The 22,620-nt window shown below is 55.7% G+C and carries 20 protein-coding genes; 4 read left to right on the top strand and 16 right to left on the bottom strand.

Annotated elements, in window-relative coordinates:
• Positions 1 to 8 precede the first annotated feature (8 nt).
• A complete protein-coding gene (locus tag JJB07_RS13835; RefSeq protein ID WP_201635989.1) occupies positions 9 to 389 on the top strand; it encodes a hypothetical protein in 381 nt (126 codons plus the stop codon).
• On the opposite strand, the gene JJB07_RS13830 is transcribed toward JJB07_RS13835, so the two are convergent.
• The 6 genes from JJB07_RS13830 to JJB07_RS13805 all read right to left on the bottom strand — a co-directional run bounded on the left by JJB07_RS13830 (position 386) and on the right by JJB07_RS13805 (position 5,446).
• Positions 386 to 1,948: an ABC-F family ATP-binding cassette domain-containing protein gene (locus tag JJB07_RS13830; RefSeq protein WP_201635987.1), complete on the bottom strand. Its 1,563-nt coding sequence runs from the start codon at positions 1,946 to 1,948 to the stop codon at positions 386 to 388. The two genes, JJB07_RS13835 and JJB07_RS13830, sit on opposite strands and share 4 nt — an antisense overlap.
• Before the next feature lie 278 nt (positions 1,949 to 2,226).
• A complete protein-coding gene (locus JJB07_RS13825) occupies positions 2,227 to 3,000 on the bottom strand; it encodes an SDR family NAD(P)-dependent oxidoreductase (protein WP_201635985.1) in 774 nt (257 codons plus the stop codon).
• 6 nt (positions 3,001 to 3,006) lie between these two features.
• The gene (locus JJB07_RS13820; RefSeq protein WP_201635983.1) at positions 3,007 to 3,342 is read right to left on the bottom strand and encodes a rhodanese-like domain-containing protein; all 336 of its coding nucleotides are present in this window, start codon (positions 3,340 to 3,342) and stop codon (positions 3,007 to 3,009) included.
• 4 nt (positions 3,343 to 3,346) lie between these two features.
• A complete protein-coding gene (cysK, locus tag JJB07_RS13815; protein ID WP_201636519.1) occupies positions 3,347 to 4,285 on the bottom strand; it encodes a cysteine synthase A in 939 nt (312 codons plus the stop codon).
• Between the two features lie 70 nt (positions 4,286 to 4,355).
• On the bottom strand, positions 4,356 to 4,964 hold the full coding sequence (locus JJB07_RS13810) for a C40 family peptidase (RefSeq protein ID WP_201635981.1): 609 nt from the start codon (positions 4,962 to 4,964) through the stop codon (positions 4,356 to 4,358).
• Positions 4,965 to 5,089: 125 nt separating this feature from the next.
• The gene (locus JJB07_RS13805; protein WP_201635979.1) at positions 5,090 to 5,446 is read right to left on the bottom strand and encodes a Lin0512 family protein; all 357 of its coding nucleotides are present in this window, start codon (positions 5,444 to 5,446) and stop codon (positions 5,090 to 5,092) included.
• Between the two features lie 143 nt (positions 5,447 to 5,589).
• On the opposite strand from JJB07_RS13805, the gene JJB07_RS13800 reads away from it, so the two are divergent.
• Positions 5,590 to 6,348: a TRM11 family SAM-dependent methyltransferase gene (locus tag JJB07_RS13800; protein ID WP_201635977.1), complete on the top strand. Its 759-nt coding sequence runs from the start codon at positions 5,590 to 5,592 to the stop codon at positions 6,346 to 6,348.
• Here the strand turns inward: JJB07_RS13800 and nth are convergent.
• From nth to JJB07_RS13775, 5 genes are all read right to left on the bottom strand, one after another.
• Positions 6,345 to 7,034, bottom strand: coding sequence for an endonuclease III (gene nth / locus JJB07_RS13795; protein ID WP_201635975.1), 690 nt, complete (start codon positions 7,032 to 7,034; stop codon positions 6,345 to 6,347). The genes JJB07_RS13800 and nth overlap by 4 nt on opposite strands.
• Positions 7,031 to 7,921, bottom strand: coding sequence for an EamA family transporter (locus JJB07_RS13790; RefSeq protein ID WP_201635973.1), 891 nt, complete (start codon positions 7,919 to 7,921; stop codon positions 7,031 to 7,033). Before JJB07_RS13790 ends, nth begins: the two co-directional genes overlap by 4 nt.
• 109 nt (positions 7,922 to 8,030) lie before the next feature.
• A complete protein-coding gene (locus JJB07_RS13785; RefSeq protein WP_201635971.1) occupies positions 8,031 to 12,602 on the bottom strand; it encodes a glutamate synthase-related protein in 4,572 nt (1,523 codons plus the stop codon).
• Between the two features lie 291 nt (positions 12,603 to 12,893).
• The gene (locus JJB07_RS13780) at positions 12,894 to 13,700 is read right to left on the bottom strand and encodes an MmgE/PrpD family protein (RefSeq protein ID WP_201635970.1); all 807 of its coding nucleotides are present in this window, start codon (positions 13,698 to 13,700) and stop codon (positions 12,894 to 12,896) included.
• Between the two features lie 16 nt (positions 13,701 to 13,716).
• Positions 13,717 to 14,166 carry a DUF441 domain-containing protein gene (locus JJB07_RS13775; RefSeq protein WP_201635968.1) on the bottom strand — a complete coding sequence of 150 codons (450 nt, stop codon included), beginning with the start codon at positions 14,164 to 14,166 and terminating at the stop codon, positions 13,717 to 13,719.
• Positions 14,167 to 14,276: 110 nt separating this feature from the next.
• On the opposite strand from JJB07_RS13775, the gene JJB07_RS13770 reads away from it, so the two are divergent.
• Positions 14,277 to 15,545, top strand: a complete 1,269-nt coding sequence (locus tag JJB07_RS13770; protein ID WP_201635967.1) for an MFS transporter — start codon at positions 14,277 to 14,279, stop codon at positions 15,543 to 15,545.
• Here JJB07_RS13770 and JJB07_RS13765 read toward each other — a convergent pair.
• From JJB07_RS13765 to JJB07_RS13745, 5 genes are all read right to left on the bottom strand, one after another.
• Entirely contained in the window at positions 15,517 to 16,872 is a 1,356-nt protein-coding gene (locus tag JJB07_RS13765; RefSeq protein WP_201635966.1) for a TldD/PmbA family protein, read from the bottom strand. The two genes, JJB07_RS13770 and JJB07_RS13765, sit on opposite strands and share 29 nt — an antisense overlap.
• 12 nt (positions 16,873 to 16,884) lie before the next feature.
• Positions 16,885 to 18,264, bottom strand: coding sequence for a TldD/PmbA family protein (locus JJB07_RS13760; RefSeq protein WP_201635964.1), 1,380 nt, complete (start codon positions 18,262 to 18,264; stop codon positions 16,885 to 16,887).
• Positions 18,265 to 18,340: 76 nt separating this feature from the next.
• The gene (locus JJB07_RS13755; RefSeq protein ID WP_347338358.1) at positions 18,341 to 19,570 is read right to left on the bottom strand and encodes an ATP-binding protein; all 1,230 of its coding nucleotides are present in this window, start codon (positions 19,568 to 19,570) and stop codon (positions 18,341 to 18,343) included.
• A gap of 137 nt (positions 19,571 to 19,707) precedes the next feature.
• Positions 19,708 to 20,214 (bottom strand): 2'-5' RNA ligase family protein, encoded by a 507-nt coding sequence (locus tag JJB07_RS13750; protein ID WP_201635961.1) that lies wholly within the window; start codon positions 20,212 to 20,214, stop codon positions 19,708 to 19,710.
• Between the two features lie 68 nt (positions 20,215 to 20,282).
• Positions 20,283 to 21,689: an aminotransferase-like domain-containing protein gene (locus tag JJB07_RS13745; RefSeq protein WP_201635959.1), complete on the bottom strand. Its 1,407-nt coding sequence runs from the start codon at positions 21,687 to 21,689 to the stop codon at positions 20,283 to 20,285.
• A 223-nt stretch (positions 21,690 to 21,912) separates the two neighbouring features.
• Between JJB07_RS13745 and JJB07_RS13740 the strand changes: the two genes are divergently transcribed.
• Entirely contained in the window at positions 21,913 to 22,620 is a 708-nt protein-coding gene (locus JJB07_RS13740) for an aspartate/glutamate racemase family protein (RefSeq protein ID WP_201635957.1), read from the top strand.

Below are 22,620 nucleotides of genomic sequence, written 5' to 3'. Positions count from 1 at the left end.
CATCTCTCATGAAACGACAACGAACGCATATCACCCATGTCTACTTGGTCAGTGTCGAGGAACCGGACGATTATTACCACAAAGCGGAAGGCGTGCTGTTCATCGACAATCTACAGAACCACACGCTCTACTCCCTCGACTCCCGCTTCAATTTTCTGCGCAACGCCGTACACAAGTTTCCGTTCAAGGAGCTTGAGGAGGGCGTGGAGTTCCGGGACCACAATGTCCGGCTCACCGACTTGACCGATTCATTTCGCGAGCAGTTCGATCTGGTGATCGACGACATGCTCGCCATCCTGCGCAAAGTGTACGAAGGAAGTCCCCATCAGTTGTTCTTCCTCGAAAAACATCTCAACCCCGAGAACTACAACCAACCGTTCGTGCCCTAGAAGGAGGCCCGACCGCGCCAAGCCTGCACGTCCCAAACCTCCGTCACCCAGCCCTCGTAGAATTCGGGCTCGTGGGTGACGAGCAGGACGGTGCCGGGGTATGCGGTCAGCGCCTCCTTCAGCGCTTTTTTGGCCTGTTGGTCGAGGTGGTTGGTCGGTTCGTCGAGCACCAGCCAATTGCTGTCGGAGAGCATCAACTTGCAGAGTCGGACTTTGGTCTGCTCGCCTCCTGAGAGCGTGGAGAGCGGCTGGCCGATGTGCTCCGTTTTGAGTCCACAGCGGGCGAGTGCCTGGCGTACCTCTTTTTGCGTGAGGTGCGGGAACGAGCGCCAGACTTCTTCCAGCGCGGAGTGTCCGTCTTTGAACTCGACTTCTTGCGCGAAGTAGGCAGGTTGCACGCGCTCTCCGTAGCGGACGTGTCCTTCTAAGGACGGGAGCAGGCCGAGCAAGGTCTTGAGCGATGTGGTTTTGCCAATGCCGTTGTAACCGACCAGCGCGACTTTGGCTCCACGTTTGAGGGTGAGAGAAAGCGGCGGAAGCAAGGCGTTCTCTTTTTCATATCCGACTGTGAGGTGCTTCGTTTCCAAGATGACGCTGGTCGGGTCGACCGAGACTTTGAATTTGAAGAGCGGTTTCGGCTGGCCTGCAGGTCTGTCGAGACGGTCGATTTTTTCCAGACGCCTCTCTCGGCTCTTCGCTTGTCTTGCGGTCGCGGTGCGGACTTTGTTTTTCGCGATGTAGGTTTCGAGTTTCTTGATCTCGCGCTGTTGCTGGCTGTACGCCTGCATCAGTTGGGTTCGGCGTTGCTCGGCGAGGAGGACGAACTGCTCGTAGTTGCCGACATAGCGGGTTAGACGCTGGTGTTCGAGGTGGTAGATGATGTTGACGACTTCGTTCAAGAACCGCGTGTCATGCGAGATCAAGAGGAACGCATGCGGGTAGTTGCGCAGGTAACCCGTCAGCCACTCGATGTGCTCCGTATCGAGGTAGTTGGAAGGCTCGTCGAGCAAGAGCACTTGCGGCTTCTGTAAAAGGAGTCTTGCCAACAGGAGTTTGGTGCGCTGCCCTCCGCTCAGTTGGTCAACGTGGGTTTCAAAGCCCAGTTGATGCAACCCGAGACCGTGGGCGACTTCCTCGATTTTGGCTTCGAGAGAGTAGAAATCGTGGAGGTCGAGCGTTTCTTGAATGACGGAAAACCGGTTGAGGAGATGGTCGAGGTCGTGAAGACTCTCGGCCATTTTTTGCGTGACGAAGTTCATCTCGGCTTCCAAAGCGTAGAGTTCAGCGAAGGAGCCGCGCAGATAGTCGCGCAAGGTCTGCCCCGGCTCGAGGTCGATATGCTGTTGCAAATGCCCCACTTCAACGCCCGACAGCCAGTGAACCGCACCGCTGTCCGGCAAAGTTTCGCCGCTCAGGATGCGGATGAGAGTCGACTTCCCTGCCCCGTTTGGGCCGACCAACCCCACGCGCTCGTGGTGAAGCAGACGGAACGACAGATCGCGGAATACGGTTTTGTCCCCAAACGAATGGGTGACGTTTTCAACATGTAAAATGCTCATGACGGAATCCTCCCTTGGATGGTTTGATCCCATTCATGCGCCAACACAGGCAACACAAAAAGGGGTAGGGCGAATAAACGCCCTACCCCTCACGAGTAGACAGACTCCGACCGAGCTGTGAGGTAGGTGTTCACTCCCGCATTGCTTGCAGTTGGCTGAATGGGTGAAAAAAGGCATACTTCACCTGTCTCAAGCCACACGCACTGCAAGAACAACGGTCGTCAACATGGGTCCCTCTCACACTCCTTCATCAATGGTACTTCCAGTATATGCAAAACTTAGTGATTTGACAACATTACTTTGTGGTAAAACCACGGGAACAGGTGGCGCAGCGCGATTCCGGCGCGTCCGATGCGCGGCAACACGTACATGTGCTTGCGTTCGCGAGCTGCACGGAGCACGGCATTGGCGACTTCATCGGCGCTCAGGAACTTCGACGCGATCTTGGGCAATTTGGTCCGATCTGCACGGTCAAAAAACGGCGTGTCCACCGGCCCAGGATTGATCGTGGAGAGATGGACGCCCGTTCCGTCTAACTCAAAGCGCAGACCTTCCGAGAATCCCTGTACGGCGAACTTGGTCGCCGCGTAGACACCGTGCGTCGGCGTGGCGAAGAAACTCGCGAGCGAAGCAAGGTTGATGATGTGCCCGCTGTGACGCTCTAGCATGGACGGCAACACCGATTGGGTCATGCGCACGAGACCGAAATAATTCACGTCCATCATGTCCTGAATGTCCTCAAGGCTTAGGTTGATCGTTTTTTCAAACAAGCCGTAGCCCGCGTTGTTGACGAGGATGTCGATGTGCCCGAAACGATCCAATACTTCCGACACGACGCTCTGAACCTGCTGGTTCGAGCGCACATCGAGCGCAAACACAGGTGCCTCGATGCCGTACGAATCTCGGATCTCCGCCGCGACTTCGAGCAACTTGTCCACGGAGCGCGCCGTCAGCACCGGGATCGCCCCGGCCGCCGCAAACTTCAACGCAGCCACCCGCCCAATCCCGCTCGAACTGCCGGTGATCAAGACGATCCGGTCGCGCAGAGACACCGCCATCTACTCTTCCATGCCGGTCTTGACCGGCTCTCTCCACGACAGCATCCCGCCGTTGAAGTTGTGGACTTTTTCAAAACCTTGTTGTTTCAGGAAACGCGCGACTTGGTGGCTGCGGTTGCCGCTGCGGCAGACGAAGATGTACTCTTTGTCCTTGTCCAAGTCGTTGATTTTGCCCGGGATGGTGTTCATTGGAACGAGCGGCACGCCCGGGATGTGACCTGCGTTGTACTCCTCCGGTTCACGAACGTCGATGAGGACGATGTTTTCCTTGTTCTCGATGATCTTCTTGAGTTCTTCGGCGTCGTACTGTTGGATGCCTTCGATTTGGTTTGGCATGAGTTTAACACTCCTTCTCTGAGTCGCTTGCAAACAGATCGGACGACAGGTAGCGCTCTCCCGTGTCAGGTGCGATGCACAGTACGCGATGTCCGGGGCCCAAGCGCCGCGCGACTTGCAAAGCGGTATGTACAGACGCCCCCGATGAGGTTCCCACGAGGATGCCTTCCTCACGAGCCAGACGGCGGGTCGTCTCCTGTGCCTCATGGTCTTTGATCTTGAAAATTTCTTGGTAGACGTTCTGGTTGAGAATCGGCGGTATGAAGCCGGGGCTCGTCCCGACGATTTTGTGCGAACCGGATGGTTCACCGGACAGAACGGCAGACGACTCCGGCTCTACGACGAACACTTGCAGGCCGGGGATCAAATCTTTGAGCGTCTCCCCCGTTCCCGTGATCGTCCCGCCGGTGCCGGCGGTGGCGACGAACGCATCCAGTCGACCCTCCATCTGTTGGAAAATCTCCTGAGCCGTCGTTCGGCGGTGGATGTCCGGGTTGTGCAAGTTTTCAAACTGCATCGGGACAAAGGAACCTGAAATCTCTGACGCCAGACGCTTGGCGACGGCGACGGCCCCGTTCATGCGTTCCGGGCCCGGAGAGAGCACGACTTCTGCACCGTATGCTTTGAGAATCGCAATTCGCTCCTTGGTGCAGGTGTCCGGCATGACGAGGATTACGCGATAGCCCTTGGCCGCGCCGACCATCGCAAGTCCGATTCCGGTGTTGCCGCTCGTCGGTTCGATGATCGTATCGCCCGCCTGCAACAGCCCTAAGCGCTCTGCCTCAAAAATCATATTGGAAGCTGCCCGATCCTTGACGCTGCGGCTCGGATTAAACATCTCCAGCTTGACATATACGTCTGCCATCTCGGCTGTTACGAGTCGATTCAATTTAACGACCGGCGTGTCGCCAATCAGTTCCGAGATGTTGTGAACCACTTTCATGACATCCATCTCCTACTCCTCGTTTTCAACATTAATCGTGGCACGTTTTTCCTTTCGTGTCAATGAAGAGCTAGAGCGAGGTCCCGACGACACGACGTGCTCCGACGAAACGAGCATTGTAGTAGTCCGTGTCAAGTTTTGAGGTGGTCACTCCCTTCTGTTGATTGAGCGCGTGAATAAATTTGCCCTCGCCGACATAGATGCCGAGGTGGGACGGGCCCGGTGCGTAGGTGGTGAAAAAGACGAGATCGCCCGGCTGCAACTCCTGCCTGGTAATCACCCGGCCGACGTGATATTGGTCATAGGAATTTCGCGGCACTTCAATGCCGTTTTGTTTCAATATGTATTGGGTGAACCCGGAACAGTCGAATCCTTGCGGTCCGGTGCCGCCCCAGACATACGGGGTTCCGACGAAGTGAGCGGCCGAATCGGCGACGCGCTTGCCGATTTTTTTATGCTCCGCCTGCGCCTGTTGCAGTCGCTCGAGCGAGCGCGCGGCGAGGAGGATGTGCTGGTTGCGGACGGATTGTTTCTGATCCGAGATTTGGCGGTCTTCGAGCGGAATCGGGTTCGGAACGGGGGTCGCCAAGGCTGTCGGTGCGGGGGACTCCACCCACATCGAAACCAATAGTACGAAGGTCAAGATCGCAAAGGTCATAACGGAACGCATACAGGGCATGAGTGTCGTTGGTCTCCTTTTTGTTCTTATTGTGGCAAAAAATGAAAATCACTCCGTTACAGAGTGATCTCATTTTATGCTACTTCACTATATGGGGCTTATCCACCCGTTCAGAACAACTTGGACTAGAAGCCGACTTCGACCGCCGCGTTGACGATGATCACTTCGTCGTTTTTGTCGCCCTTGTCAGGCAAGACGACACCGCTCGAGCAGAGCAACCCGCCGGCTACGATCTCAACTTCGACTTGACCGTAGGGGAAGGATTTCTTGACCTGTTCGACGTCCACTTGTTCTGCCGGGACGGGAACGCCCAGTTTGACGCGCACTTTCATGTTCTTGAGGTCGTTGCCGGGCAAGATCGAGCGCAGGCCCGGCATGGAGTTTTCTTGGATGGCGTCGCGGCACGCGCGCATGGCGGCAACGGTCGCGTCCTGTCCATGCAGGTCCACGCCCATGCCGAGTTCGATGAAGATCACAGTCATAAATTTTCCCTCCTGTAGTCTGATTATCCATGTATCAGCATACCGAATTTGTGCCGTACAAAACAAACAGAACATATGTTCTTGTCAAATCTCACCACCCGATGTACAATAGACCCATAGAGACTGAGAGGAGTGAAGGTTACATGGCAACTCCCGCTTTCCATTCCCAAGCTACTGTGCGAAATGTCCGTTCGTTTCCCCAAGCGACGCAACTCGATTTGCTATCGACAGCATGGAGCACTCCCCAATTTGAGCGTGAGGAGCCGGGAGCCTTCGCCCTTTCCTTCTCTCCAGCTCTTGTTCGTGAATTGATCCAATCGTATTCCCGTCCGGGCGACACGGTGCTCGACTGCTTTCTCGGTTCCGGCACCGCGTATGCGGAGGCGTTGTGGATGAGCCGTCGGTCAATCGGGATGGACTGCAACCCCGAGATGGTCGAGGATGTGCGCGACCGCATCGGAGATGTGGCGGGTGACTTGTATTGTGCAGATGCCCGCCGTTTGGCCGATGTACTTGGTCCGGAGTCGGTCGATCTCGTCGTTACACAACCGCCCTATGGACATACTCATAAGTTTTCGAAGGACCTCCCGTCCGACCTGTCCCTGCTCTCGTCGCGCGACTTTCTGAGCGCGATCGAGGTGGTCGCTGCGGAATTGTTCACCGTCTTGAAGCCGGATGGATATTGCGCGATCTTGATCGGCGACATCAAGGACCGTGGGCGCACGATGCCGCTTGGGTTCCAATTTGTTCACCGCTTCCTGTCCCGCGGGTTCTCCGTCGTTAATTTGTACGATGCGCGTACACCGTCTTCTCACTTGCCGGTCCCCCTGCATGCCGGCGAATATCTGATGATTTTTCAGAAGAAACAGAAAGCGCCGAAGCGCCCGCTGACGACCTCTTAGGAGGTTTTCGTCTTGCGGGGTTTCGACGCTTTCGCAGAAGCTTTGGTTGCTGCTTTAGACTCTTTTTTGAAATGGCTGCAGATGTCTTGCAGCGGACACATCGCGCACTTCGGAGTGCGTGCGGCACAGACGCGACGTCCGTGCAGGATCAGGGCGTGGTGCGTGAAGGTCCAGTGTTCCTTGGGCAGTTTACGCATCAGGTCCTTTTCCGTGTCCAACACGTTGGTCGCTTTGGTCAAGCCGAGACGATGCGAGAGGCGGTCCACATGCGTGTCCACCGCAATGGCCGGCACACCGAATGCAACGCTCAACACCACATTCGCCGTTTTACGGCCCACGCCGGGCAGACTGACGAGGTAGTCGTAGTCGTTCGGCACTTCCCCGTTCTGCTCCTCCACCAATCTCCTGCATGTCTCCAAGATGTTCTTCGCTTTGTTTCGGAACAGACCGATCCGACGGATCGCATTTTCCATTTCCTCTTGTGTGAGAGTCGCCATAACCTCCGGGGTCGGATAGTTTTCGAACAGTCCGGGGGTAACTTCATTCACCAACTTGTCGGTGCATTGCGCAGACAGGACGACTGCAATCAGGAGTTCGAACGGGTTGCGGTACATCAATTCGCAGTTTGCGTCCGGGTAGAGTTGTTGCAAATGTTCGATGAGGCCTGGAATTTCTGCTTTTTTCATTCCGGTACGAGGCTCCCCTCTTCTGGTTGTTTGATCATGACGAGCAAGGCCCCGAGCAGGACAGCCCCTCCGCCGATCCACTGGGCGATCGTCAAGCGGTCCCCGATCAGCAGAGCGGACGCGAGAATTGTCACCAAGGGTTCGATCATGCTGAGAATTGAAGCTTTCGTGGAACCGATGATGTTCAGGCCGTAGAAGAACGTAACCATTGCGATGATCGTCGGGAACAGGATGATTCCACCGATGGCTAGCCACGCCTGTACCCCGAAGTGGAGTTGAAATTGGTTCGTGCTAAGCGAGACCACGAGGAGCGTAAGCGCGGTGAACATCGTCACACTGCCGCTGGTGACAACGGAGGGCACGCTTTTGACGACACGGTTGCTCAGGACGATGTAGATCGAGTAGAGAAGGGCCGAGACGACACCGAACACGATGCCGAGCGGGTTCACGTCGGCAAACGAGGTGCCCAGCACCAGCACGAGTCCCGCCATCGCCAAGAGCAGCGAGAGGACGACGCGGCGGTTCAAGCGCTCCTTGTCCACCCGAGCGGACAGCACTGCGACGAAGACTGGATAACTGTAGAGCAAGAGAGCTGCCAACGAGGGCGAAATGTACTGCACCGCTGTGAAAAATGTAAACGACATCGTCGCATAGAGCACACCGCCGAGGATGAACAGGGCGAGAAGTTCTCGCATTGTGAGACGGATCTTCACGCGGGCCACTCCGATGTAGAGCGAGAACAGGACCGCCGCCAGTGCAAAACGAATCGTCAGCAAGCCGAGGACGGAAGCTCCGTCTCGGTACGCGTACACGGCGAAGATCGACATGACACCAAAACAGGTTGCAGATATCAGGACGAGAGCGACACCCAGGGTGGTTCGGTTCAAAAGTTCGTTCCCCTTTGGTTCTGTAGAATATCTTCATTGTAGTACAACAACTGCAAAAAAGGCAGACCCCATCCTTTGGACGAGGCCTGCTTTGTTTTGGTAGTTCTCGTTACTCCGTTGCGATGTCTTGGTCGGTTTGCAGAGAGCCCGGTTTGATCATGACGAAGTTGTGTCCCGGATTCAGGAGCAAGTCTTCGATGATCGCCGCTTCCTCCGACTGACCGGAGCGCAGGAGTTCCGACTTGTAGACGGAGAGCAGTTCCTCTACGTCGCGAACACCGTTTCGATCGAGCGGTAACAGAGAAACTTTCGCGCCCTTGGCGATCCGGCGACGGAGTGCTTGCTGGGTCAAGCCCATCTCCGGTTGCAATCGGAGGTACACCGTACCGCCGGTCATCCCGGAGCAAATCCACGGACCGGGGTCGCCCATCACGACGACACGACCGTTGGTCATGTACTCGAACGCAAAGCCTTTGATCTGCGAGCGAGCACCGAGCATCCCGTACTCGTCATGGAGCGGCTCGGCCAGACGTTGTCCGAAGACCATGTCAGCGCCGGACAAGCGAATCCCGGCACGAGAGTCTGCCACGCCTTGGACGATGAACAGACCGCGTTGCGCCCCGTAACCAAGGCCTTTGCCTGCTGAACCGTTGAGACGAACGCCCTTTTTGTTCAAGCCTTTGAGGACGATCACTTTGCCGCCATAGGAGGTTTTGCCGAGACCGTCTTGGGCACCGCCTTGTACGCGGAAGTGTACGCCGGTGGTGTTGTAGGCTGCGAAGCCGTTGCCCGCGATGGTGCCGTCATCGAGGCGCACCGACGCTTTTTGGAAGAGTTCGCCCTTGAAGCGGCGACGAGTCAAGTTGCCCGACAAGTGACTGCCCAGTACGCGGTCGCTGGTGATCGCCCCTTCGACGTTGTGCGAGACGGTTCCGCCTCCAGCTGCCATTTCGGTGACAGCTTCCATCGACAAGCGCTCTGTCAGCGAGTTGACGCCAACGCTCGAGAGACGCACAGCGGGAACTCCAACTGCAGTCTCGACGACACACGGCGTGAGCAGCGAGCTGAGATCGATGCGGGTGTTCAGAGCGATTTGCTCCAACAGGTCGGCACGGCCCACGAGGTCTTGGGTGCGTGTTGCGCCGAGTTTTGCCGTCCATTGACGAAGTTCTTCACCCATGCCGGAGAAGAAGCGTTGCAGACGTTCAATCGATTGATCCAGTTCACGCGGGACGAACATCTTGAGACCTTTTTCCTTCGCCTCTTCGATGGAATCCATCTGCGTTGCAATCCCGACGTGGCACGTGTCTTTGTGACAACCACGGCAAGCGGTACAGCCAACAGCGACCATCGCGAGCGTGCCGAAGCCGATGCGGTTGGCACCGAGCAAGATCATCTTCATCGCATCGAGACCGTTCTTGATCCCGCCGTCCGCCCAGAGTTCCACGAGGTGACGCAGGCCGGAGTTGATCAATTCTTCGTGCGCGATCTTGACGCCGATTTCGGTCGGAAGCCCCACGTGACGCAGAGCGTGCGCCCGGGCTGCCCCCGTACCGCCGTCATAGCCGCTGACGGTGATGATGTCAGCACCGGCCTTGGCCACACCGACCGCGATGGTGCCAATCCCCGGTACGACCGGAATTTTGACGGAGACGCGAGCGTTTGGATTCGCGATCTTGAACTCGTCGATTACTTGCGCGAGGTCTTCAATGGAATAGATGTCGTGGTTGTTCGACGGCGAGATCAGGTCGGTGCCCGGTTGGGCGTTCCGTGCCGCTGCGACCTTGGTCGAAACCTTCGTGCCCGGCAAGTGACCGCCTTCACCCGGTTTTGCCCCTTGCCCGATCTTGAGTTCGAGCAAGTTCGAAGAGTTCAAAAGTTCGATGTTGACCCCGAAACGACCGGATGCAATCTGCACACCACGATGGTTCGGATACTTGCCGATCATATCCTTGATCTCCCCGCCCTCGCCGTTCAGCGAGATCATGTCGAGTCGGTACGCCGCTTCTGCATACGCACGGAACGCTGTCTCGTTCTGAGAGCCAAACGACATGGAGGAGATGAGGAACGGCAACGAGTGCTGACCGACGGAGACATCGACTTTTTCCAAGGCCGGGCGCTGTTGCTCCTGTACGACTTTCGGTGCGAGCAAGTGACGCAGGGAGATCGGGTTTTTCGTCTCCAACTCTTGGACTTTCTCCGTGTACTCGTCATACGGTTTGGAGCCTGTCGCAACGTCTGTAACCAGCTTCCACAGGCGCGGGTACACATGATAACCGCGTGCAACGCGGGATTTTTCTGGAGATTGGAACAGCGCTTCCCGCTCCGACGCGTCCTGCTCCAACTCTTGGAACGACAGACCTGCGCGCTCGGAGCCGTAGAAGTTCGGCGTCCCGAAGAGTTGGGACAGTTCGGGATGGAAACCAATCGACGAGAACAATCGGTCATAGCCGCGCAGTTCGTGAATGCCGAGTGTGGAGATGACTTTTTCCAGACCTTTTTGCAGAGCTTCGTAGAGATTCTTGATCATCGCGAGCGGCTCGGTGTGCGACGCCAATTCCCACATCAGGTACGGGTTGACGGTGTCCGCCCCCAAACCGATGGCGATGACGATGTCATGCAAGTTGCGCAGACCTGCCGAACGGAGGACGAGCGAGACACGGCGGCGCAGGTTGTCAGCTTTTTTCGCAACCGGATAGCTTTTCAGTGCGAGGTGAACGGCCGACGTAATCAGGTGCGGATCGAGGTAGCCCGAGCCGTGACGGAAGGTAAAGCGGTCGTCGAGAACCAGCACGTGAGCCCCGCCGACGACAGCCTCCACAGCTTCCTGCGTCAGGCGGTCGATAGCGTCCTTCATGCTTTCGCCGATCTCGCGGTTGATGTTCAACACAGAGACGGCATGCTGGACATCTTCGAACTCACGAAGCAAGTCTTCGAACAGATAGCTGCCGAGTTTATGTGCCAGCGGGCGGTACAGATCACGGGAAAGCGGTGCAGTACGACGGTGTCCGCCGAGCAACAACGGCGTCTGCAGTTCAACGCGGCGATAGACGATGCCTTGGTGACCTTGAAGCGACGGACGCGGGCCGATGACAACCCGTGTGGAGAAGTGCTCAATCTCCCGCTCACGGTCAATCGCCGGGTTCGTGACGACAGCGACGCTCTCTTTGAAATAATCTGACAAGTTCTGACGCTCTTGGCTCAAGATCGCCAGCGGGCCGTCATAGCCGAGCGAGCGAATCGGTTCCATGCCCGTACCGGATTGGTGGTCGATCAAGTCGAGATGCTCAGCTTCCCAACCGTAGGCTGCCAACAGACGCTCACGCTCTTCCGGCGTCTCCTTCTTGGCGACTTCGACGGTCAACTCCCCGTTCATGAATTCGGCGCGCGGAGCACCGAACGAAATCGAACGGCGGAAGTTGGAGAAGGTGTAGCGAGCGCCGGCCCGCTTCAGAACCAATTGTTGCAGTTCGTGGTAGGGCAGCTCCACCGTACCGTTCTCCGTCAATTGGAGACCGATTTTCTCGCCGGGTGCCAACGGGCGCGGTTCGGCGATCATCTCAGGGAGCGGCACAACGCCCTGCTCGGACGAGAACCAAATCGTCGTATCGGTCTGCATGCGCCACAGCGGGCGCAGACCCAACGCATCGACGCCGAACAGACATTCACGGCCGTAGCGAGACACGATGCCGGCCGGGCCTTGCGCGAACGGACCCCATGCAGAACGGTAGAACATGTAGAGGTCTTGGAGGTCGCTCTTGAAGTTTTTGATCTCGTTGACGATCGGTGGGAAGATCAACTCCATCGCCTCGAACAGCGAGAATCCGTACTCTGAGATCAGTCCTTCAATCGTACGGTTCATGTCCTGTGAATCGGAACCGCCGTCAACCAGTTGAATCCCGAGCATCTCCGCTTCTTCGCGCAGACGCTTGATCGTATTGATCTCGCCATTGTGACCGAGCAACGAGAACGGTTGAACTCGTTCAAACACCGTCGATGTGTTGGTCGAGTAGCGGTTGTGACCGACGGTGGCTGCCGAGCGAAGTTCCGAGTTCTGTAGATCCGGGTAGTAATTCAGCAAGCATTCTGCCGAGCCGCGAACCTTGTAAACTACGCTAAAGCGGCTTAGGGAACACACGTGTACCGGAGTTTCTGATTCAATGGAGCAGGTCAAGTGAAACAGCAGGGCATCATACGCATTGCCGGACGGTGCTTGCTCCGATTCAGCTGTGAAAGCAACCTGCCAGAACAACGGTTCTTCTCGGCGACCCTGCGGTCCTAATGCTTTGGAATGCACAGCGCCCGTTTGCTCAAGCAAGACGGTCAGTCCACGGTCTGCAAATTGGCGGCGGATGTCTTCCATCCAGCCTTCCATTTTATATTCATCGGTTTTCGGGACAAACAGATGAGCCACGCCAAAGTGCTCTTGATCTGCCCACATCCCCGGCAGACCTTGTTTCATCAGTTTCTTCGTCCAGAGCTTGCGCGGAACATCGATCAATATCCCCGTACCGTCCCCTTCGCCGTCAATGAATCCTGCACGATGATTCATTTGAATGAGTGCTTCTAGGATGCGTTGTACGTTTTCATGGGTCGGATGGCCGCTCGTCTCGACTGCAGCAACAATGCCACAAGAATCATGCTCTTCAACGTTTCTCTTGCGCTGGTTGTTGTTGGCCATTGGTCTCTCCACCTCCATATTCACTTCTGATATTTCAGATTATAAACAATATCGGATATAAATACAAAGGCTTATCGTCATCTGACACAAGTTTTTCAAAGCCATAATGATTATATTTTTTGATGAAAGCCCTTTCATATCGAGATCGTGCAAAACAGAACTACCGATTGGACTTTTTTACGCGAGTCCATATACGAAATAATAAGACCTCAATTCACGATATATGTATAAATCTTGAACCTTGATACAAAAAAAGGCCGTGCATCTCGCACGACCCCTTCCTCGGAACTCTCACTTGCGAAAAAACTGTGGCATACAACAGACGTCTTCCAACGCCATACAAGCATCTATGTAGTATTCCAGATGCGCAGCGGGTATACGGTCCTTCGCACGGGTGCGGAATTGGGCGATGGTTTCATCTGCGTTGACTTCCATCGCCATGAGGAACATCTTCATCCCCGGCTTGTCCGACGTGCGTTCCAAAGCCGTCAACCACTCCTGTGGCACCGGCAAACGCTCAGCCGTTTTTTCGCTCCATTCATCTCGAGCCAACCCTGCTGCCACCACGATCTCTTGAGCCAATGCCCCGCGCGACAATCCGGAACTCGGCGTCGATGCACATCCGAACGAACGCCCGAGCACCATCCCCAGCAAGACCTGCCAACCGTCCTCATCCAACTCATACGCGTGAGCCACACCCATGAGTGCTCCCATCAAGTCTGCTTGCGGGTGCTCCCCCAGTCGGTAGGACGTTTCCAACCCGGCAATGAGAGCGGCGATGAGTTCTTGACCACCCTTGTTCTGCGCTTCGATGGCTGCGAGAACGGTCGGATACACCAACGGGGCTCCAGCATGCAATACAGCATTTCCAAACGCTGCCAAGGGAGCCGGAACCATGCGTGAAGTGGTGAACAGCGTCGCTTGTTCCTCCCCACCGTACGCCTCCAGGTGCTCGACGAGACGTCCCGCTTCCTCCGACTTGCTCTCGGCCAGGCATTCGCCCAAGTAACGTAAGAACAAGAGTTTCGCTTTTATCGTCTCTTCATAATCCCAATCCTGCCATTGGCAAGATCTCGCTTCTTCGATCCATTGTTGCACTCTCTCACCACTCCTTTTACTGTTTCAGCACACCGAGGATCAACGCCATCATTCCGGCTGCGATCAGTGGGCCGACGGGCACACCTTTGAACAGCGCGACGCCGACGATCGTGCCGATCATAAGCCCTGTGACGATTAACGGGTTCGCAGCCATTAACGGAATCCCGCGCCCGCCCAGATACGAAACAAAAATCCCCACGCCAATCGCGAGGATCGACTTCCAACTCAAAAAGGTCTTCAACAGGTCTTCCGTTCCGATCTTACCGCTGGCAATCGGAGCCAACACTCCGATGGTCAAGATGATTACGCCGACTTGCAGGCCGTAGTTCTCCAGATAAGGAACCACACGGTCGAGGTGCAGCAGTCGAACCAGCAGCAACACGGCAACTGCGATGGAGACCGAGGTGTTGTTGCCGACGATCCCGACGGCTAACAACAAGAGCAGCAACAGGTTGGTGATTTCCATGCATTCAACTTCCTTTCCATCCTCTTCCTCATGATAAGTCAAGAGCCGTAACAGGGCAAATTTGTGTTAGAATAATGCAGGTTATGAAACCGTCAGGAGGTTTTTATCAAGTGCGCCACTACCCGAAGATTCTCTGGCTGCTTGCGGTCGGTTGTTTTCTGAACATCGGCGGTCTCTCATTCCTCTGGCCGCTGAACTCGATCTACATCCATGAACACCTCGGCCGCCCTCTTGCCGTCGCCGGGATGGTGCTTCTCCTGCACTCCGCCGGCGCTTCTCTAGGGCAGTTGACCGGAGGGATGCTGTTTGACCGCTTTGGAGCACGCCCGGTCTTGCTGACCGGCCTGTTCTGCTCGGCTGCGTTGATTTCCATCCCCGGCTTTTTCGAGATCTGGCCGTTGTATGTTGCCGTGATGTTTCTGTTCGGCTTCACCGCGTCGCTCGTCTCTCCCGCGCTGTTTGCCTTTGCAGCGAAAGCATGGCCCGAAGGAGGTCGTCGAGCGTTTAACTTCCTCTATGTGGCGAACAATCTCGGCGTTGCCGCAGGGTCTGCGATTGGCGGGATCGTTGCCGCGCATTCCTTCAACCTCGCGTTTCTCTCGGCGTCCGGGACGATGACGGTGTTTCTCTGCTTCGTGTTCTTCTTCATACGCGACGGCAAGTGGCGTCCTGCCCCTGTGTCAGACTCTGCTCGCGAACAAGCCGCAACGAGTGAACTCCTTGTCGACGCCGCCCCCAAACCCAAGACGGAGCCCGCCATCCCTTGGTTTCCGATCCTTGCCCTGTTCACCGGTTGCGTAACGCTCTGGATCGTCTATGTGCAATGGCAGACTGCGATCGCCGTCTTCATGCAGCAAGACTATTCCTTGGCGCAATACAGTCGTCTCTGGACGTTGAACGGGCTGGTGATTTTCCTCGGACAGCCGTTGATCGCCTTGCTGATCCGCAAGTTCAAGTCGCTGTCTTCGCAGATGTTCCTCGGAGTCGCGCTGTTCGCCCTCTCCTACCTGCTGGTACTCAGCCACCATGACCAATACGGGGTCTTTGTCGCCGGAATGGTGTTGCTCACGCTCGGGGAGATGTTGCTCTGGCCTGTCATCCCGGCTGCCGTCGCGCAATTGTCACCTCCGACTCGCACCGGCTTCTTGCAAGGCTTCATCGGCATGGCCTCCACCGCCGGACGTATGCTTGGCCCGCTTTTGGGCGGCTTGTTGTTCGACCATACCTCGTTCACCATCCTCATGAGCGTCATGACCGCTCTCCTCACCGTTCCCGTCCTTTGCTTCCTTCTCTACACGAAAAAAAGGGAACGTGCAGCTCTAAGCTGCCCGTTCCCTTTTTCCTCACGACTTACTTCCCTGCAATCGCCAGCGATTTGATCTTGAGCGACGGAGCGCCACATGCGCCGCGTCCGTAGCCATTGAAGTGCAGATCGTTCCCAATCGCTTCCACGTCGTTCAACACTTGCAAGAAATTACCCGACACCGTAATCTGGTTGACCGGACGCGCGATCTTGCCGTTCTCGATCAGGTACCCGATGCACGCCAGCGAGAAGTCCCCGGAAACGGCGTTGGTCCCGGCATGAACCCCTTGCAGTTCAACGAGCAACAGCCCGCGATCCGTTCCTGCGATCAACTCATCCAGCGAGAGATCTCCCGGTTCTACGTACAAGTTGTTCGGCTGTACGGAAACCGAACTGCGGTACGAAGACTTGAACGCGTTGCCGGTCGACTCCACGCCAAAGTGCTTTGCCGTCTTGAGATTGTGCAGAAAAGTCACCAATTGACCGTTGCGAACCACCTCATGACGATGCGTTGCCATGCCTTCGGAGTCAAACGGGGTAGAGCCCGGTGCATCTGCAAGATGCGGGTCGTCAACGATCGTCACGTTCGCTCCGGCCACTTGCTCTCCAACGCGGTCTTGCAACAGCGTCAGACCTTTGCGCGCCGTTTCGCCGGAGAATACAGACACGAACGCCTTCAACAGTGTCGCAGCCGTCTCTCGGCGCAAGATCACCGGATACGAACCCGATTCAATCGTTTGAGCCCCCAGTTTGCCGACCGCTTCTTGCGCGGCGTTCTTCGCCAGTTCTTCAGCGTTCAGATCGCCGATCTCGCGCAGAACGAACTCGCTCCGAGACGCAGACGAGACGTCGCCGTTTTCTTTGCCGACCACCGACAGATAGCCGATCGCGATGTTGTTCTTGGTCCGGCAGTTCAAGCCCTTCGTGTTCATGATCGTCAATTCCGTCTCGTTGTTGATGGTCATGCAAGTGTTCACCAGCTCAACACGCGGGTCGAACGCCAGCGCCACCGTTTCCATCCTCTTCGCCGTTTCAATCAGGACGTCCGGAGTCAAGTTCCGCAACGCTTGCGCTTGATCGTGCAACTCGACGTAGCGCTCCGAACCTGCGAAGATCTCCTCGCTCTCGCCCAATTCCAGAATCTCAGCGTTGTCCCGCGCCTCTTGCAAGAGGAGGTCCATGGAGTCCTCGTCGATTTTTTCCGTGAACGAGTAGCCCATCTTGCCATTGATTACGCCGCGGAAGGACAGCCCTGCTTGTTCCGCGATGTTGTACGCATCGATCTCGCCTTTGAAAACGCGCACAGTCGTGTCGCGCTCCGCTTGGTAGTAGATCTCCATATCGGTAAAGCCGAGTGCTCGACCCCGGTCAAACAACTCATCTTTGAATTGCATCATCTCCATACCTGCCACCCCCTAGCGACCGCCAACGGTCAGTTCAGACACGCGAATCATCGGTTGACCGACATCGGCCGGAATCGAGCCGCTGACGGAACCGCACATCCCTTGACCGAACGCCAAGTTGTTGCCGACCATGTCGATCTTCTGCAGCACCTCGATGCCTTTGCCGATCAAAGTCGCGCCGCGCACCGGCTCTTGAATTTTGCCGTTGCGCACGATATAACCCTCGCGAACTGCGAAGTTGAAGTCACCCGTTGCCGTGTTGACCGAACCGCCGCCCATATATTTCGCATACAGCGCGAATTCGGTGTTGGCGATGATCTCCTCCGGCGTGGAATTCCCGGCCGCGATGAACGTGTTGTTCATACGCGAAGTCGGAGCGTATTGATAGTTTTGACGGCGAGCCGAGCCGGTCGAAGCCATGCCCATCTTGCGAGCGCCGAGTTTGTCGATCAGGTAGCCTTTGAGCACACCGTTCTCGATCAAGACATTGCGCTGCGTCGGGGACCCTTCGTCGTCAATGTTCAACGAGCCCCAGCCGTTCTCAATCGTACCGTCATCAATCGCCGTAACCAACGGAGACGCGACCATCTGGTCGAGTTTGCCGGCAAACACAGATGCGCCCTTTGCAACCGACGTGGCTTCCAAACCATGACCACACGCTTCATGGAAGATAACACCGCCGAACTCGTTGTCGATGATGACCGGAATTTTACCGCTTGGCGCAAACTTCGCGTCGATCATCGTCTTCGCCGTACGAGCTGTTTCCTTGGCGTACCATTCAATATCTAAGTCGTCAAAAAACTCGATGCCCTGATGCGCCCCCGGCGAATACAGCCCGGATTGCTTCTCTGAGCCTTTCGACGCGATCGATTCGATCATCAAACGGCAATGCACACGGCGGTCCTCCACGAACAGCCCTTCCGAATTGGCGATCAAGACTTTCTGATCTTCATCGAGGAAGTTCACGCGCGTCTGCGAAATGACCGGATCATAGTTGATCGCCGCATGGTGCGCACGGCGCATATATTCAATTTTGCGAACTTTACTGACGTCGGACGGCAGCAGTTTGATCTCATGATGCGGCGTGACCAGCGACTTGCGCAGATCGATCGTGCGGTCTACTTTTTGCCCGCGAATCGCTTGCCCCGCATTGCGAGCGACTTTGATCAGATTGTCACGGGAAAAATCGTTCGTGTACGCATACACCGCAAAGACACCGTTCAAGATGCGGATGCCCACACCAAAGTCTCGTCCCGACACCGCTGCATCGACGACACCGCCGAGCATCTGAATGGTAGAACTCGTCTTATCTTCAACAAAGACTTCTGCAAAGTCTCCACCTGTCTCCAGGGCTGCATACAAAACATCTTGCACCAAAGCTTGACTCAGCATGAATTCAACCCCCTCTGAAACACTTTATTCCTTCTAATTCGATATGCGAACAAAAAGACCTCCTCGAAGGAGAAGGTCATTTGTCAGAAATAGGTATTCGAATCGAGAAGCGTGTGCCCTTGCCTTTTTCGCTCTGAACGAGGATTTTTCCCCGCATCACTTCCACATATCGGTAGGCCACCATCAACCCAAGACCGGTCCCTTTGTCCTTGGTCGTGTAAAAAGGATTGCCCAGCCTCGCGACTTCGTCCATCGTCATACCGACCCCCGTGTCTTCGATCAAGAACTCGACATACCCTTGCATCCGTGTGGCTGCGATGTGCAGACGACCGCCATCCGGCATCGCTTCGATGCCGTTTTTGATCACATTCATCAGGACGTGATCCAGTTTGCCCGCATCCGCACACACTCGCATGCCCGCGTGTATTTCGTTGGTCAGCTCCACATTATGCAAGAGAGCGTAGGAGGACATCAGATTCAGCACTTGGCGAGTCTTCTCCTCCACTTCCACGCTTTCCAACTCTTGAATTTCCGGCTTGGCAAACGCAAGATAATCGGTGATGATCCCCTCAGCACGCTGAAGTTCATCGAAGGCGATGGTGATATAGTGCCTCTTGTCCCCAGGATTTTTCTCTTCTTGGATCAGTTGCAAGAATCCACTCGCTACCGTCATCGGATGTCTGACCTCATGCGCAATTGCAGCTGCGAGATCGCCCAGCACACCGAGCTTCTCCATGCGTTGCATCTCCAACCGCATGTTCCGATTCTCTCGCATCACTTCAATCAATAACGTCACCGTGAACGTGGTCAACATGTACATCAACGAGTAAAGAGCCAGCAACCAGACCATGTGGTCTGTCAGATTGCCCTGCACCCAAACAATCGTCCAAGTGCCTAACGCCCCCACCAGCGACAGCGCGGTACTGACGATCAACCGAGCCCGTTTCTCGTAAAAACGGAAGTACGTACGGCAAGCGAACGCCGCGCAAATCGCCGGTATCGCCGCGCCCACTTGCATCCATCCACTGGGACCCCCGAGGAACAGACGATACCCGACCATCAACGCGATCAACACAGGTGGACCCCACCCGCGCCCATACAGGATGATCGTGAAAATCGGGATCATTCCAAGACCCAGTCGATACCCATACTTCATCGAGATCGGGAACGTCATACACAACAGCAACGAGAGACTCGCCAGCGCGAAGATCTTCCAAGCTTGGTGCTTCGGTTGAACACGAAAAGAGAAGAAAATCGTCACGAAAAACAAATTCACAAAAATATGCAACAATAAGTTGTTCAACACGATCAAGACCTGTTCACCTCACCCAACTGTGCCAACAACGAACCCCTACACCGTACAAAGGTCTACTCTATATGATGTTAATTATACATCGACCTAACCATTCCTTCTGTTGGCACAAAAAAACGTCCGCCATCTTTTCAGAGGCGGACGACTCCTTCCACCGTCGACGATTCGTCGTCTTCGATGACCTCAACCGTGATCTCGTCCACAAGACAAGTAAACTCGTCATCGAACGCTTCTGTTGCCGCCAACGCAGCTTCAAAAGCCTCCACATTATGGAAGTGACCAACAGTCAAGTGCGGGACAAAGGTAACTTTGCGGTACAAAAAAGGTTGGAGCAGACCGCTGTAGAGACGGTCGTGCAGGCCAATCAACTCATCATTGCCCTGCTTGACGTTGAGGAACAAGTGCCATTCCCGCGTTCCGGTGATCCCCCGAAGCTTCATGGTAAAAGGTTTAATGCCCTTCACCGCTTCTGTGCAATGAGACCGCACCTCTTCAAACGTCCAATCGCTTTCAAACGGATAGACCAGCGTCAGATGCGGCGGGATCAGTGCAGCGAGCGGATCGAATTCTTGGCGCAGACTGTGTATTCGCTCTGCGTTCTCGAAGCGCGGAAAGATATGAATCGCGCGTTTTTTCAAGACTTCCCCTCCTCCTCACCAAAAGCATGCAAACCTACCCGATCTAGTCTGCACCAACTCCCGCCTCGTCAATCTTGCAAAATGGCAGAAAGGATCCTCATGCCCGTTCCGATCTGGTCAACCGGCTCATGACTAAAACACAACCGAATGTACGGTTGATCAGCTTCGCGAGTGAGGAACATGTCACCGGTGGCCAGCAAGACACCGTGTGCGATCGCTTCTCGGAAAATCTCCCCCGGCTTCTTGTGCTCAGGCAACGCCACCCAATAATAAAACCCGCCGCGAATTCCGGTATACGAGAGTCCCGCCGAGCGCAGTTGGTGAAGATACTCCCCCATCAGCATCGCTTGGCTGTAGTACTGACGTCGGACTTTTTCCAAATGCGCGTGCCAATCGCCTTGCTTCGCGAAGGTCAGCAACATCTGCTGAGCGAGCGTGTTGGTCGTGACCATCAGTTCCTTGCGCCTGGCAATCTGTTGGAGAAAGGGACGACTCGCCGTAACCCACCCGAGCCGCAGACCGGGCGAGAGCGTTTTTGAAAACGTGTTGATATAAATCACGTTGCCGTGCTGGTCGAGCGATTTCAAAGAGGGCGGCGGCTCCTCCTCAAAGTGCAAATGGCGGTAGGCATCATCCTCGACAATCGGGATGTTGTAGCGTTCGCTCAGCTGCAGCAATTTCAGGCGACGCTCCATCGACAGCGTGTACCCCGTCGGGTTATGAAACGTCGGAATCGTATAAATGAAGCGCGGTCGTGAGCGCGCCAAGACCCCTTCCAACACATCCACACGCATGCCGTCAGCGTCCATCGGAATCGGGATGATTCGCAACCCCATCGCTTGAAACATGTGCAGCGCTCCAAAAAACGCCGGCATCTCGACCGCCACGGCATCTCCCGGCTCGGCGAGAATCGAAGTGGTCAAGCAAAGCGCCTCTTGCGAACCGCTGGTGACGACGACCTGGTCCGGCGACGTCACTTGCTCCATCCCCATGATGTCCACGATCCATTCACGCAACTCCGGATGGCCGCAGATCGGAGTCAAGTAGTGCGCATTGGCATGGGCGAGGAGATCTTGGACTTTCACCTGCTCTGCAAAATTGGACGTCACCAACGTGTGACGTCCCCCCTCGCCGAACGCAAAGTTAATTTTCGAGTTCGACCCGCTGAGTCGGACCAATTCCGCGAAGTTCGACGGTGGCGATGTCTCTTGCCGCAACCGATCTTTCCAATCAAAGGGAGCCAGGACCTCCACCGGCGGCAACGACTGGACATATCGCCCGCTGCCGACCTTGCTGTAGATCAAACCTTCATCCTCCAACTCGGTCAGCGCGCGCACCATCGTGTTGCGCGAAACGTCCCAGTCCGCCGCCAAATTGCGCTCCGATGGCAAAGCGGAGCCAATTGGCCATTCCCCGCTGAGGATGAGGTAGCGAAGTCGTTGGTATACGGTCTGATACAAAGTCTTGCGTGTCATGAGTTTCCCGCTCCTTACTTGTCGATCCTGTCTGTCTCTCGTTCCTCTCATCATAGCCTTGAAAACGTCCAAGGTAAAAGAGCCAATTCCGCGAGATTCTACAACCAATTGCAACCGGCCCAATTGGTTGCCATCTTTCGAGGAATTGGCTCTTTTCCCAAGAGACACTCCCCTTGTACGCTGAGAGCACACCACTACACATCGAGAGGCAGGGAACGCCAACATGAAAACCATCGGACTGCTCGGCGGCATGAGCTGGGAATCGACCGCCGTGTACTACCGTCAAATGAACGAAGAGATTCGAAACCGGGCAGGAGGACTGCACTCCGCCAAGATTCTGCTGCACAGCTTCGACTTTGCCGAAATCGTCGCCTACCAAACCGCCGGTGATTGGAAAAAAGCGGCCGGACTTCTCCTCGAAGCCGCCCGCCGCTTGGAGGCCGCCGGTGCTGACCTGTTGCTCATCTGCACCAACACCATGCACCAAGTGGCCGACGACGTGCAAGCGGCCGTCACGATTCCGCTGGTCCACATCGTGGACGTGACCGCCGAAGCGATTGCAGCCCAAGGTCTGAAACGCATCGGGTTGCTCGGCACGAAGTACACGATGTCGATGGACTTCTACCGAGAGCGCATGAAGCAACATGGAATTGAGTTGCTCGTGCCGCCTGTTGACGAGCAGACGGAGATCAACCGTGTTATTTTTGAAGAATTGTGCCAAGGCATTGTGAAAAAAAGCTCCCGTGATGCTTATCAAGAAACGGTACGCGACCTGAAATCCCGCGGAGCCCAAGGAATCATCCTCGGTTGTACGGAGATCATGTTGCTCTTGAATCAGGATGATCTCCCCTTGCCAATGTTCGATTCGACCACCCTCCATGTCCAAAAAGCGGTAGAACTGGCGATGCACTCAAACGTTCTCACCTCGTAA

Source organism: Tumebacillus amylolyticus, assembly GCF_016722965.1.
GTDB classification, from domain to species: Bacteria; Bacillota; Bacilli; order Tumebacillales; family Tumebacillaceae; genus Tumebacillus; species Tumebacillus amylolyticus.
Note: the sequence above shows the minus strand (reverse complement) of the source record. Positions and strands in the feature narration are given on the sequence as shown.

Excerpts from the sequence above, each read along its gene's own strand:
- JJB07_RS13835 (WP_201635989.1), top strand. The coding sequence starts at position 9 with ATGAAACGACAACGAACGCATATCACCCATGTCTACTTGGTCAGTGTC.
- JJB07_RS13830 (WP_201635987.1), bottom strand. The coding sequence starts at position 1,948 with ATGAGCATTTTACATGTTGAAAACGTCACCCATTCGTTTGGGGACAAA.
- JJB07_RS13820 (WP_201635983.1), bottom strand. The coding sequence starts at position 3,342 with ATGCCAAACCAAATCGAAGGCATCCAACAGTACGACGCCGAAGAACTC.
- cysK (WP_201636519.1), bottom strand. The coding sequence starts at position 4,285 with ATGAAAGTGGTTCACAACATCTCGGAACTGATTGGCGACACGCCGGTC.
- JJB07_RS13810 (WP_201635981.1), bottom strand. The coding sequence starts at position 4,964 with ATGCCCTGTATGCGTTCCGTTATGACCTTTGCGATCTTGACCTTCGTA.
- JJB07_RS13805 (WP_201635979.1), bottom strand. The coding sequence starts at position 5,446 with ATGACTGTGATCTTCATCGAACTCGGCATGGGCGTGGACCTGCATGGA.
- JJB07_RS13800 (WP_201635977.1), top strand. The coding sequence starts at position 5,590 with ATGGCAACTCCCGCTTTCCATTCCCAAGCTACTGTGCGAAATGTCCGT.
- nth (WP_201635975.1), bottom strand. The coding sequence starts at position 7,034 with ATGAAAAAAGCAGAAATTCCAGGCCTCATCGAACATTTGCAACAACTC.
- JJB07_RS13785 (WP_201635971.1), bottom strand. The coding sequence starts at position 12,602 with ATGGCCAACAACAACCAGCGCAAGAGAAACGTTGAAGAGCATGATTCT.
- JJB07_RS13775 (WP_201635968.1), bottom strand. The coding sequence starts at position 14,166 with ATGGAAATCACCAACCTGTTGCTGCTCTTGTTGTTAGCCGTCGGGATC.
- JJB07_RS13765 (WP_201635966.1), bottom strand. The coding sequence starts at position 16,872 with ATGGAGATGATGCAATTCAAAGATGAGTTGTTTGACCGGGGTCGAGCA.
- JJB07_RS13760 (WP_201635964.1), bottom strand. The coding sequence starts at position 18,264 with ATGCTGAGTCAAGCTTTGGTGCAAGATGTTTTGTATGCAGCCCTGGAG.
- JJB07_RS13745 (WP_201635959.1), bottom strand. The coding sequence starts at position 21,689 with ATGACACGCAAGACTTTGTATCAGACCGTATACCAACGACTTCGCTAC.
- JJB07_RS13740 (WP_201635957.1), top strand. The coding sequence starts at position 21,913 with ATGAAAACCATCGGACTGCTCGGCGGCATGAGCTGGGAATCGACCGCC.